Here is a 12,121-nt window from a genome sequence, read left to right as displayed (position 1 = left end):
AGCCGGCGACGACGCCCATGACGGTGCCGATGGTGACCGACAGGAGGGTGGCCGAGACCGCGATCAGCAGGGAGATCCAGGAGCCCGCGTAGATGCGGGTGAGGATGTCGCGCCCGTTCACGGGCTCCACGCCCAGCGGGTGGGACCACGACATGCCGCCGAACGTGCCGGTCGGGCTGAGCGTCTCCTGGTTGATCAGGTCCTGGTGGAACTCGTTGGGCTGGATCAGGCCGAGGACCCGGTCCACCAGCAGGGCACTGATGGCGATGAGGATGAGCAGCACGATGAACACGCCGCCGGCGACGGCGACCTTGTCGCGCTTGAGCCGCATCCAGGCGATCTGACCGAGCGAGCGACCCTGGATGGCCTTGTCACCGAGTCCGGCGAGCGCGGCCTCAGGAGGTGCACCGGCCGCGGAGTCGGTGACTTCGAGCGGAGCCGTCATGCGGCCTGCTCGCCGGGCAGCCCGCTACTGGTCGCCGGCCGCACGCCGGCTCGTCGCCGCGTGGGTACACGCGCCGGGCCGGGCCGTGCGGATCGCGGGTAAGCCATCACGCACTCCTCAAAGGTTTGTCGGGATCTCACCGCTCGGTGGCAGACCATAGCCCCTGGGCTCCACCTGGTTTAACCAGGCGACGTTACGATCCGGGAACACCACCGCAGATTGTGTCACTTTTCACCGGGCATGATCACGCACGGTAGCCGGCGGCGGCCTTCGTCCCGTCCACCGCGAACCAGCCGTCCTCGAACTCCTGCCAGGCCGTGAGTGGTTCCCGCAGCGCCTCGCCGTCCCGGGCGACGGCCCTGGCCAGTCGCTCGGCGCGATCGGCCACCTCGCACCAGATGAGTGCGGACAGTCGCGGCCTGATCGATCGGCGGCCCGCGGAGACACCTTCGAGCAGCAGCACCTCGGAGGGGGTGATCGTGACCGTCGCGCCCGGGTGCGGGTGCCCGCCGGTCCACTCGGTACGGACGTAGCCGCCGGGCCGGCCGTCGGCGAGGGGCTCGAGGACGCCGTGCAGGAGGCGGGGCCACCACGCGACGGGGTCGTCCCAGGTGGCGAAGTCGTCGGTGCGCACCACCGTGGCGTGGAGCTCGACGGCGATGGTGTCGGCGAGCGTGGACTTGCCCGAGCCCGACGGGCCGTCGATCGCCACGAGCCGCACCCGGCCCAGCCGCGGTGGCCCGAGCTCGAACCTCACACCGTGCGGCGGCCGGAGAGGGCGCGGCCCAGCGTGAGCTCGTCGGCGAACTCGAGGTCGCCGCCCATCGGCAGGCCCGAGGCCAGCCGGGTGACGGTGAGGCCCGGGAAGTCGCGGAGCATGCGGATCAGGTAGGTGGCCGTGGCCTCGCCCTCGGTGTTGGGGTCGGTGGCGAGGATGACCTCGGTGACCTCCTCGTTCGAGATGCGCGCGAGGAGCTCGCGGATCCGCAGCTGGTCGGGTCCGATGCCGGACAGCGGGTCCAGTGCGCCGCCCAGTACGTGGTAACGGCCCTTGAACTCGCGGGTCCGCTCGATGGCCAGGACGTCCTTGGGCTCCTCGACCACGCAGACGGCGCTCAGGTCACGGCGGGCGTCGCGGCAGATCCGGCAGGTGGCCTGCTCGGAGACGTTGCCGCAGATGTCGCAGAAGACCACGCCCTCCTTGACCCGCTGCAGCGCCTGCTGCAGCCGGGCGATGTCGGCCGGGTCGGCGCCGAGCAGGTGGAAGGCGATGCGCTGCGCGCTCTTGGGACCGATGCCGGGCAGCCGCCCGAGCTCGTCGATCAGGTCCTGGACCGGGCCCTCGTACATCTTCTCTCTCTACATGCCCGGCAGGCCGAGGCCGCCCAGCCCGCCGGTGAGCCCGCCCATGCGCTCGGCGGCGAGCTTCTGCGCGCTGCTGCTGGCGTCCCGCACGGCCGCGACGACGAGGTCGGCCAGGGTCTCGGTGTCCTCGGGGTCGACCACCTTCGGGTCGATGGTCAGCGACTTCAGCTCGCCGGAGCCGGAGACCACCGCGGTGACCAGGCCGCCGCCCGCGCTGCCGGTGGTCTCGGCGTTGGCCAGCTCCTCCTGTGCCGACATCAGTTGTTCCTGCATCTTCTGGGCCTGCTGCAGGATCTGCTGCATGTCGGGTACGCCACCGGGTTGCACGCCGGCTCCTCTCCTAGGTGTCGTGTCCCAGCGTAGCCGTGCCGGCGTTGTGGCAAGGTGAACGCCGTGCGGAGACCTCTGGCCGTGATGACCTGCCTGCTGGCGCTGGCCGGCTGCGGCGCACCTGCGGCCGGCTCACCGACTCCCGCGCCGGTCCCGCCCCCGTCCTCCTCTTCGGTCGCGCCGCCGCCCTCCTCGGTCACGACGCCGCCACCGGCTCCCGCCTCCACCCCGGCGACGCCGCGCGCGACCGTGACCGCGACCCGGCCCGCGTCGCCGGTGTCCGGGGTGGTCGTCCTCGACCCGGGCCACAACGGCGGCAACGCGGCCAACCCCGCGGCGATCAACCGGCAGGTGCCCGCCGGGCGCGGGAGGACGAAGCCGTGCAACACCACCGGAACGGCCACGAACGCGGGGTTCCCGGAGCACGCGTTCACCTGGTCGGTGGCGCTGCGGGTACGCGACATCCTCGTGGCACGCGGGGTGAAGGTGGTGCTCACCCGGCCGAACGACACCGGGGTGGGGCCATGCGTCGACGCCCGCGCGGCCGCGGGCAACAACGCCGACGCGGCGGCCGTGGTCTCGATCCACGCGGACGGCTCGACCAACGCGTCGGCGCGCGGTTTCCACGTGGCGTACTCGGCGCCGCCGCTGAACGCGCAGCAAGGTGAGCCGTCCCTGCGCCTGGCCCGGACGGTGCGGGACGGCATGCGGGCGGCCGGGTTCCCGCTGTCGACCTACATCGGCGCGCAGGGCCTGTCCCCCCGCGCCGACCTGGCCGGGCTGAACCTGTCGACCCGCCCGGCGGTGCTGGTGGAGTGCGGCAACATGCGCAACGCGACGGAGGCGGCGGCCTTCTCATCGGCGACGGGCCAGCAGTCGTACGCGAAGGCGATCGCGGCGGGCATCCTGGCCTACTTGGCCTGACCCGCCGGCCGGTCAGCGGTCGAGGGGGCGGGCACCCAGCTTGTCGGTGAGGAGCTTGACCATGTCGGCCTCCGGGTTGGGGGGCGCCACGTCCGGCGCGGGGCCGGCGTCGTAGAGGTCCTCCTCGTCCGGGGGCTCCGGCGGGGGCGGGAGCTCGTCGGCCTGGGCCGGGCGGGCAGGCGGGTCGGGCTCGCGGGGTGGGGCCGGCGGCGGCGCGGCGGGGGCCGGCGGCTGGGCGGCCGACTGGGTCGGGCGCTGGTAGGTGGGCGGCTCGGCCTTCGCCGGCTTGGGCGCGGCGGCCGCGCCGGGGCCGCCGCCCTGCTCGGCGTGCACGCAGCGGACGTGCCACTTCCCGCCGAACACGGCCTCCAGGGCCTTCGCGACCGCGTCGACGTTGCGGCTCTCGGCGAGCCGGCGGGCCAGCGGCGCCGCGATGTGCCCGATGGTGACCGTGTCGCCCTCGACGGACTGCACGCTCGCGTTGGTGAGCATGGCCTCGGTGCTGCGGCTGACCTTGCGGACCTCGGCCAGCAGCTCCGACCACAGCCTTCGGATCCCCGCCGCGTCGACACTGCCGTCGACACTGCCTTGCGCGGCCGGACTGCCTTGCGCGGCCGGCTCGCCCGCGGCCTCGGCGGCCGGGGTGGTGACGGCGGGCGGGCCGGACTGCGTTGGTGTCGGCCAGGCGTCGGCGGGCGGGCTCGACGAGGAGCCGGAGGCGGCCGGCGTCGGCCAGGAGCCGGAGGACGCGGAGGGTGCCTCGGCCGGACCCGCGGCCGCAGCCGACGCGGCGGGCGCGGCCGATGCACCATTCGCCGACGAGCCGGCACCGGACCCGGCGCCACCCGAGCGAGCCGAGCCGGCGCCAGCAGAGCCGGTCGACCTGCCGCCGGCCGAGCCGCCGTCATCCGGTGTGGCGGAAGCGGCCGGCCCCGCGGGCCCACCGCCTGCAGCGCCAACCGAACCAGCCCCACCCGCGGCAGGCGCGGCGGCGCGAGCGGGAGCCGGCCTTGCCGGCGGCGCGGCGGCCGGCTCGGCACCGGACACCGTGACCCGGCGCTCGATCCGCTCCAACCGCTGCAACACGGCCGAGTCGGCGGCGGCGTCCGTGGGCACCGCGCCGGGCAGCAGCATCCGGGCGCACAGCAGCTCGAGCACCAGTCGGGGCGCGGTGGCGCCGCGCATGTCCACCAGGCCGGTGTGCACGATCTCGGCGAAGCGCGTGAGCGTGGCCGGGCCGAGGTGCTCGACCTGCGCGATCATCTTGCTCAGCTCGTCGGCCGGCGTGGTGACGAGCCCGCGCGCCCCCGCGTCCGGCACCGCACGCAGCAGCACGAGGTCACGCAGCCGGTCGAGCAGGTCGGAGGCGAAGCGCCGGGGGTCGTGGCCGGCCTCGACCAGGCGGTCGACCGTGCCGTAGACGGCGGCGGCGTCGCCCGCGGCGAGGCCGTCGACCATGTCGTCGATGAGCGCGACGTCGGTGACGCCGAGCAGCGCGACCGCGCGCTCGTAGGTGACGCCCTCGGGCCCGGCGCCGGCCAGCAGCTGGTCGAGCACCGACTGGGTGTCGCGCGCGGAACCGCCGCCGGCGCGGATGACCAGCGGGAACACCGCCGGCGCCACGGTGGCGCCCTCGTCGGCGACGTTGCGCTCCAGCAGCTCACGCATGGCGCCCGGCGGGATGAGCCGGAAGGGATAGTGGTGCGTGCGCGAGCGGATGGTGGGCAGCACCTTGTCCGGCTCGGTGGTGGCGAAGATGAAGACGAGGTGCTCCGGCGGCTCCTCGACGATCTTGAGCAGGGCGTTGAAGCCCTGCGTGGTGACCATGTGCGCCTCGTCGATGATGAACACCCGGTACCGCGACGAGGCGGGCGCGTAGAAGGCGCGGTCACGCAGCTCGCGGGCGTCGTCGACGCCACCGTGGCTGGCCGCGTCGAGCTCGACGACGTCGACGTTGCCCGGCCCCTCCGGCGCGAGCGAGATGCACGAGTCGCACACGCCGCAGGGCTCGGCCGTGGGGCCCTGCTCGCAGTTGAGCGAGCGGGCCAGGATCCGCGCGCTGGAGGTCTTGCCGCAGCCCCGGGGGCCGGAGAACAGGTAGGCGTGGTTGATCCGCTTGGCGGTCAGCGCGACCCGCAACGGTTCGGTGACGTGTTCCTGGCCGACGACCTCGGCAAAGGTAGCCGGACGGTACTTGCGATAGAGGGCGAGCGCCACGGCACGTGACCATACCCGCCACCCCCGACAGCCCGGCCACCCACGGCGGGCCGCCGCCCGGATGGCTACAATGGCTGAGGACCCCATGCGGCGTTCATCTCGTGAACCTCCCCAGGGCCGGAAGGCAGCAAGGATAAGCGGGCTCTGACGGGTGCGTGGGGTCCCTTTTGTGTCCGAACCCCGTCCACGTCGACCGGTCGAGCCGACCGTCAGTAGGCCACGCTGGTCTGGTCGGGTCATCGGTCCGTATCGAACGAGTGCTCCCCGGCCGGAGGTATTGGCCGGGCCGGCCACCCCCTGGTTGCCTGCTAGTCGGGTCCTCACCAGGTGGAAAGGGTGCGCGATGCAGCCGTTCGAGCTTCCCGAGTTCTACCTCCCCTACCCGGCCCGGTTGAACCCGAACCTCGAGCAGGCACGCGAGCACAGCAAGGCGTGGGCGTACGGGATGGACATGATCGACGTCCCGCAGCACGGCACGCCGATCTGGGCCGAGCACGACTTCGACTCACACGACTACGCGCTCCTGTGCGCCTACACCCACCCGGACGCGACCGCGCCGGACCTCGACCTCGTCACCGACTGGTACGTCTGGGTCTTCTACTTCGACGACCACTTCCTGGAGCTGTACAAGCGAACCGGCGACCTGGCCGGCGCCCGCGCCTACCTCGACCGGCTGGCCGCGTTCATGCCGGTGAGCGGCGAGATCACCGAGACACCGGAGAACCCGGTGGAGCGCGGCCTCGCCGACCTGTGGACGCGGACGGTCCCGGCGCACTCGCGGGACTTCCGGCAGCGGTTCGCGCAGAGCACGCAGAACCTGCTCGACGAGTCGCTGTGGGAGCTCGCCAACATCAACGAGGGCCGGGTGGCGAACCCCATCGAGTACATCGAGATGCGCCGCAAGGTGGGTGGCGCGCCGTGGTCGGCGAACCTGATCGAGCACGTCACCGGCGCCGAGGTGCCCGCCGGGATCGCCGCGTCCCGGCCGATGCGGGTGCTGCGGGACACCTTCGCCGACGGGGTGCACCTGCGCAACGACCTGTTCTCCTACGAGCGCGAGGTGCTCGACGAGGGAGAGCTCTCCAACGGCGTGCTGGTGTTCGAGCGGTTCCTGGGCATGCCCACCCAGGAGGCCGCGGACGCCGTGAACGACCTGCTGACCTCGCGGTTGCACCAGTTCGAGCACACCGCGCTGACCGAGGTGCCGCCGCTGTTCGAGGAGCACGGCATCGACCCGGCGGCGCGGCTCGGGGTGGCCGCCTACGTCAAGGGGCTGCAGGACTGGCAGTCCGGCGGGCACGAATGGCACCTGCGGTCGAGCCGGTACATGAACAAGCAGGCGGACCCGGGCGGCGGCGTGCTCGGCGGCCCGTCGGGGCTCGGGACGTCGGCGGCGCGGATCGGCGCGTCGGTGATGTCGACGATGCCGCAACGGATGCGGGCGTTTCGGCACGTGCCGTACGAGCACGTCGGGGTGCTCGAGCGGCCGGCGCTGTACATGCCGTTCGCGGTGCGGTTGAGCGAGCACCTGCCCTCGGCCCGGGAGAACGTCGTGGCGTGGGCCCGGTCGATGGGCATCCTCGACGAGGGCGTGTGGACCGAGCGGACCCTGCGCGACATCGACCTGCCGCTGTGCGCGGCGGGCATCCACCCGGCGGCGAGCGCGCCACAGCTGGACATCTCGTCGAGGTGGCTGACGTGGGGCACCTACGGCGACGACTACTACCCCATGCTGTTCGGTCGCGGGGACGTCGCCGGGGCCAGGGCGAGCAACGAGCGGCTCAAGCAGCTGATGCCCGTGGACGGCCCGGCGCCGATCGTGCCGGCGAACGCGCTGGAACGCAGCCTGCTCGACGTCTGGCTGCGGACCGTCGAGCCGATGGGGGTGCCCGCGCGGCAGGCGTTCCGCGAGGCGATCGAGCACATGCTGGACGCGTGGCTCTGGGAGCTGGACAACCATCGGCACAACCGGATCCCGGACCCGGTGGACTACCTCGAGATGCGCCGGCAGACGTTCGGCTCGGACCTCACGAAGGCGCTGGCGAGGCTCGCCCACGACGCGGTGCCCGAGCCGGTGTACCGGTCCCGGCCGGTGCAGGCGCTGGAGAACGCGGCGATGGACTACGGGTGCCTCGTCAACGACGTGTTCTCCTACCGCAAGGAGATCGAGTTCGAGGGCGAGCTGCACAACTGCGTGCTCGTGGTGCGCAACTTCCTGAACGTCGACACGGCCACCGCGCTGCCGGTCGTGGTGGACCTCGTCACGTCGCGGATGAAGCAGTTCGAGCACGTCCTCGCCGAGGATTTCCCGATGCTCCTGGACTCGCTGGAGCCGCCGGTCGCCGAGTCGCTGCGGGACTACGTGGACTCGCTGAAGGACTGGATGGCGGGAATTCTCCACTGGCACGAGGGCTGTCACCGGTACGAGGACGCCGTGCTGAGGTACCCGGCACCCCGGTTCGGCACCCCGTCCGGGCTGGGCACCTCGGCGGCGCACCTGGCCCGCCTGCTGCCGGTCAGCGGCTGAGGGGAATGCCGGCGACGGATGGGCGATGATCACCTAGGGTTGGGTCATGCTGCCTTGGTCCGCGGAGCTGGCCGGCCGGATCGAGCAGGGTGTCGTCACCAGTGAGCTGCTGCGTGACAACCCGCTCGGCGACCCGCACGAGCGTCCCATCCACGTGTATCTCCCGCCCGGCTACGACGACTCGGACCGGCGCTATCCCGTCGTCTACACGATCCAGGGCTACACCGGGCACGTCTCCATGTGGTTCAACCGCGCGCCGTTCCGCCGGCCGTTCCCCGAGCTCGCCGACGAGGTGTTCGCCACCGGGGACGTGCCGCCGGCCATCGTGGTCTACGTCGACGCGTGGACCTCGGTCGGCGGCAGCCAGTTCCTCGACTCCCCCGCCACCGGGCGTTACCACTCCTATCTCTGCGACGAGGTCGTCGCCTGGGTCGACGCCCGCTACCGCACGCTCGCCGACCGCGACCACCGCGCCATCGCCGGCAAGTCCAGCGGCGGCTACGGCGCCATGATCACCCCGATGCTGCGCCCCGACCTGTTCGGCGCCCTCGCCACGCACGCGGGCGACAGCTTGTTCGAGGTCTGCTACCAGCCCGACTTCCGCGAGCTCGCCCGCACGCTCCGCGACGAGTACGACGGGTCCTACGACGCCTTCCGCGCCGACCTGGCCGGGCGCCTGCACGGCACCAAGGACAGCGACATGGACCTCATCGAGACGTACGGCTACGCCGCGGCCTACTCCGGCAACCCGGACGGCTCGGTCTCGATCCCGTTCGACGACACCGGTGCGGTGGTGCCGGAGGTGTGGGCGCACTGGCTCGCGTGGGACCCGGTGCTGATGCCCGCGAAGCCGGACTACGCCGAGGCCATCCGGTCGCAGCGGGCGATCTGGATCGACGCCGGCACCCGGGACGAGTACTACCTCGACTTCGGCGCGGTGGCGTTCCGCCGGGCGATCGCCGCGGCCGGCGTGGCCGACGACACCGTCCACTTCGAACTCTTCGACGCCAAGCACGGCGCCATCGAGTACCGCTACCCCCTCGCGCTCGCCTGGCTCTGCGAACGCATGGCCTGACGTCGAGCCGACCGACCGGCAACTCGGCAAACGCCCGGCGACCACGCGCCTCGGACGACCTGCGCGACACCGCACCGACCGCCCGCCGAACCAACTCTCCACTCGCGACCCGAAGTTGTCCACAGGCTCCGGCCGACCCTTTGACCAGGCCCTATTCCCGGTAAACTGGAAGCACGGGGTGCCCCCGGAGAGGGTGGGGGCTGCATCGCGCGCGCGAGCGCAGTCGCGCTGGGGTGCGGATGTGTCGGTGGCGGGAGATAGCGTTCGACGGGTGGAGTTCCGGACCTTTGCCGACGTCTTCCTCCTGCTCGTGCGCGACGGGCGGGTTCTCCTCGCCCTCCGGGAGAACACCGGGTACGCCGACGGGCTGTGGAATCTGCCCAGCGGCAAGGTCGAGCCGGGCGAGGATCTCGCCGCGGCGATGGCGCGGGAGGCCAAAGAAGAAGTCGGCCTCAACCTCGACGACGGGCAGTTACGGCTCGTCGCCGTGGTGCATCATCGGGTGGCTGGGGAGGAGGCTCGGCTCGGGTTCTTCTTCGAGGCCACGGACAGCTGGGCCGGCGAGCCGCGCAACGCCGAGCCGCACAAATGCGGCGGTATCGCTTGGTATCCGCTGGAATCCTTACCCGCCAACACCGTCGGCTACACCGTCACAGGTGTCGATCTTTACCGTCACGGCTTGTCCTACGGCCGCCATGGACACTGGCCGGACCGCTAGGATCCGGTCGCCCAATCGGGTGAGGGTCCATAGTGGACAGGAGGCCCGTCGTGGTGGACGTTGCTGTGACAGAGGAGGCGCCGGCGTCCAGACCGCGCTTGGCCACCGGCGCCGTGGGCATCGTCGTGGCGGTTCAGGTCGCGGTGCTCACGGCACTGTCCGGGCGCTACGGGTTCCACCGGGACGAGCTGTACTTCCTGGCCGCCGGCGACCGGCCCGCCTGGGGCTACGTCGACCAGCCGCCGATCACCCCGCTGCTGGCCAAGCTCTCGACGGCGATCTTCGGCGAAACCCCGATGGGCCTGCGGGTCATCGCCACGCTCATCGGCGCCGCCATGGTCGTCGTCGTGGCGCTCGTCGCGCGGGAGCTCGGCAGCGGCAAGGCCGGCCAGGTCTTCGCGGCCGCGGCCTGCGCGCTGTCCTCGTTCGTCCTCGTGGTGTCGCACCTGCTCGCCACCACCACCCTCGACATGCTGCTCTGGGCGCTCATCGGCCTCTTCGCGCTGAAGCTCCTCCGCATGGGCGACGGCCGCTGGTGGCTCGCCATCGGCGCGGCGGTCGGCGTCGGGATGGCCAACAAGTGGCTCGTCCTGCTCCTCGTCCTCGCGCTCGGCGTCGCGCTGCTGGTCACCGGGCCGCGGCAGGTCCTGCGCACCTGGTGGCTCGCCGCCGGCATCGGGGTCGGGCTCGTCGTCGCCGCGCCCATCCTCGTCTGGCAGGCCGCACACGACTGGCCGCTGCTCACCGTCGCCAGCGGCATCAGCGCGGACGACGGCGCCGAGAACCGCCTGCTGTTCGTCCCCATGCAGATCGTCTATGTCTCACCGGTACTCGTGCCCGTGTGGATCGCCGGCATCGTCCGGCTCTGGCGCGACCCCGCCGTGCGCTGGGCCCGCGCCCTCGCGCTCAGCTACCCGATCCTCTGCGTCATCCTGCTGATCCTCGGCGGCAAGCCCTACTACTCGGTCCCGCTGCTGGTGCTGCTCACCGCGGCCGGCGCCGAGCCGGCCCTGCGCTGGATCACCCGCCACCGCGCGATCGCGACCGGCCTCGCGGTCGTCGGCGTCGCCATCAACGCGATCGTCGGCCTCCCCGTCCTGCCGGTCAGCGCGCTCGGGCCCGCCATGGCCATGAACGCCGAGCAGGGCGAGCAGGTCGGCTGGCACGAGCTCACCGCCACCGTCGCCGGGGTCTGGGACGACATCCCCGCCGCCGACCAGGATCGCGCCGTGATCCTCACCAGCAACTACGGCCAGGCCGGCGCCATCGAGGAGTACCGCGGCGACTTCGGGCTGCCCGCGCCGTTCTCCGGACACATGTCCTTCGCCGACTGGGGCCCGCCCGCCGACGACCTGACCGGCCCGGTCGTGCTGGTCGGCGAGATCGACCTGGCCACCGTCGGCGACCTCTTCGACGGCTGCGAGCAGGTCACCGAGAACGACAACGGGATGGACCTCGAGAACCAGGAGCAGGGCACCAACGTCGCGCTCTGCACCGGCCCTGCGCGGCCCTGGTCGCAGCTCTGGCCGGACGTGCGCCACTACTACTGAGCGGCCCTGGCACATCGCGGTGGTCTCGAGTCGTCGCCCGTAGATCACTCACCGCGGGGTATCCGCGCCGGTGAGCCGGGCGGCGAGCCAGCCGCCGTCGCGGCGGTCGCGCAGGGCTCTGGCCACCGGGGCGAGCGCGGCGGTGCCGCGGCCGGTGCCGAGGAGCCGCTCGCAGGCGCGGCGGGCGAGGTCGCGGACCTCGGGCACCCAGTCGGCGGCCCGGAGCGCGAGGACGGGCGGCCCGAGCTGGTGGCGCAGCTCGGCCAGCCGCCCGACGGCCACCTCGCGCACGCGCCCGTCGGGATGGCAGGCGGCGAGGACGAGCTCGAGCGGCGTGGCGTCGGTCCGGTCCTCGAGCCGGCCGGCGACGGTGGCGGACCAGTCGGGGGCGCGGTCCCAGGCCCGGCGGATCGACCGGTCGAGCGAGAGCCACAGTCGCGGCTCGGCATCGGCGAGGAGCCGTTCGGCGCTGGGCAGGACGTCGGCGTCGGCGCGGACGGCGGAGAGCAGCAGCGCCCCGAGCAGGTCTGTCTCGGTGGTGTGGCCGCGCGCCGCCACCATCGCCAACCAGTGCAGATCGACGGCGGTCGGGACTCGGGGCAGCTCGTCCACGCACCGGATCATGTCAGGCCACACCCGACGCCCGGACCGTGGCGTCGCTCAACGCCGCCGCGGAACGGTCCCGTTGGCAGGCACGGGATCCAGGGACAACCGCCTCGGTGCGGGGAGGTCCGGGCCGCCGGACCTGGTGTCGCGGATCGGGGCGGCGGCGGGTGCTCGCCACGGAGACTTCCCGATCGCCTCCGCGGTCCCCGGAGGCGGCCACCCACCGCGCCGATGATCACGGCCACCGCCGGAGGCCGAAAGCTGTCGTAAGTCTGGTTTGACGGGTCTGTCAGCGCTTCCGGTGACACTGGGCCAACTCAGCCGGTGTTCCGAGGAGCTCCCATGACGCGATTACCTGGACGTT

Annotated in this window: 10 protein-coding genes, 1 other RNA gene and 1 pseudogene; 6 read left to right on the top strand and 6 right to left on the bottom strand. The window is 72.5% G+C overall.

Features of this window, described 5'->3' with window-relative positions; all coding sequences use genetic code 11:
- The 4 genes and pseudogenes from VGD70_RS17255 to VGD70_RS17240 all read right to left on the bottom strand — a co-directional run.
- Positions 1–445, bottom strand: a pseudogene (locus VGD70_RS17255) (ABC transporter permease); the annotation flags it as partial.
- Positions 446–689: 244 nt separating this feature from the next.
- A complete protein-coding gene (locus VGD70_RS17250; protein ID WP_331082489.1) occupies positions 690–1,202 on the bottom strand; it encodes a uridine kinase family protein in 513 nt (170 codons plus the stop codon).
- Positions 1,199–1,795 (bottom strand): recombination mediator RecR, encoded by a 597-nt coding sequence (gene recR / locus VGD70_RS17245; protein WP_331082488.1) that lies wholly within the window; start codon positions 1,793–1,795, stop codon positions 1,199–1,201. Before recR ends, VGD70_RS17250 begins: the two co-directional genes overlap by 4 nt.
- Before the next feature lie 9 nt (positions 1,796–1,804).
- Entirely contained in the window at positions 1,805–2,113 is a 309-nt protein-coding gene (locus VGD70_RS17240) for a YbaB/EbfC family nucleoid-associated protein (protein WP_331082490.1), read from the bottom strand.
- A gap of 111 nt (positions 2,114–2,224) precedes the next feature.
- Here VGD70_RS17240 and VGD70_RS17235 point away from each other — a divergent pair, with 111 nt between their 5' ends.
- A complete protein-coding gene (locus VGD70_RS17235) occupies positions 2,225–3,064 on the top strand; it encodes an N-acetylmuramoyl-L-alanine amidase (protein WP_414637984.1) in 840 nt (279 codons plus the stop codon).
- Positions 3,065–3,076: 12 nt separating this feature from the next.
- Here the strand turns inward: VGD70_RS17235 and VGD70_RS17230 are convergent, their stop codons facing one another.
- Positions 3,077–5,281 carry a DNA polymerase III subunit gamma and tau gene (locus VGD70_RS17230; protein WP_331082486.1) on the bottom strand — a complete coding sequence of 735 codons (2,205 nt, stop codon included), beginning with the start codon at positions 5,279–5,281 and terminating at the stop codon, positions 3,077–3,079.
- A 74-nt stretch (positions 5,282–5,355) separates the two neighbouring features.
- Here VGD70_RS17230 and ffs point away from each other — a divergent pair.
- The 5 genes from ffs (at position 5,356) to VGD70_RS17205 (ending at position 11,151) form a co-directional block, all read left to right on the top strand.
- Positions 5,356–5,452: signal recognition particle sRNA small type (ffs, locus tag VGD70_RS17225), an RNA gene on the top strand.
- Between the two features lie 172 nt (positions 5,453–5,624).
- Positions 5,625–7,808, top strand: a complete 2,184-nt coding sequence (locus tag VGD70_RS17220) for a terpene synthase family protein (RefSeq protein ID WP_331082485.1) — start codon at positions 5,625–5,627, stop codon at positions 7,806–7,808.
- 46 nt (positions 7,809–7,854) lie between these two features.
- Positions 7,855–8,883 carry an alpha/beta hydrolase gene (locus VGD70_RS17215; protein WP_331082484.1) on the top strand — a complete coding sequence of 343 codons (1,029 nt, stop codon included), beginning with the start codon at positions 7,855–7,857 and terminating at the stop codon, positions 8,881–8,883.
- A 271-nt stretch (positions 8,884–9,154) separates the two neighbouring features.
- Positions 9,155–9,601: an NUDIX hydrolase gene (locus VGD70_RS17210; RefSeq protein ID WP_331082483.1), complete on the top strand. Its 447-nt coding sequence runs from the start codon at positions 9,155–9,157 to the stop codon at positions 9,599–9,601.
- 50 nt (positions 9,602–9,651) lie between these two features.
- A complete protein-coding gene (locus tag VGD70_RS17205) occupies positions 9,652–11,151 on the top strand; it encodes an ArnT family glycosyltransferase (RefSeq protein WP_331082482.1) in 1,500 nt (499 codons plus the stop codon).
- Between the two features lie 48 nt (positions 11,152–11,199).
- Here the strand turns inward: VGD70_RS17205 and VGD70_RS17200 are convergent, their stop codons facing one another.
- The gene (locus tag VGD70_RS17200; protein WP_331082481.1) at positions 11,200–11,763 is read right to left on the bottom strand and encodes a hypothetical protein; all 564 of its coding nucleotides are present in this window, start codon (positions 11,761–11,763) and stop codon (positions 11,200–11,202) included.
- Positions 11,764–12,121: the final 358 nt, after the last annotated feature.

Source organism: Actinophytocola sp. (genome assembly GCF_036402745.1).
GTDB lineage: Bacteria > Actinomycetota > Actinomycetes > Mycobacteriales > Pseudonocardiaceae > Actinophytocola.
This window is presented reverse-complemented; position numbering and strand designations above follow the sequence as displayed.

Excerpts from the sequence above, each read along its gene's own strand:
- VGD70_RS17215 (WP_331082484.1), top strand. The coding sequence starts at position 7,855 with ATGCTGCCTTGGTCCGCGGAGCTGGCCGGCCGGATCGAGCAGGGTGTC.
- VGD70_RS17220 (WP_331082485.1), top strand. The coding sequence starts at position 5,625 with ATGCAGCCGTTCGAGCTTCCCGAGTTCTACCTCCCCTACCCGGCCCGG.
- VGD70_RS17240 (WP_331082490.1), bottom strand. The coding sequence starts at position 2,113 with ATGCAGCAGATCCTGCAGCAGGCCCAGAAGATGCAGGAACAACTGATG.
- VGD70_RS17235 (WP_414637984.1), top strand. The coding sequence starts at position 2,225 with ATGACCTGCCTGCTGGCGCTGGCCGGCTGCGGCGCACCTGCGGCCGGC.
- recR (WP_331082488.1), bottom strand. The coding sequence starts at position 1,795 with ATGTACGAGGGCCCGGTCCAGGACCTGATCGACGAGCTCGGGCGGCTG.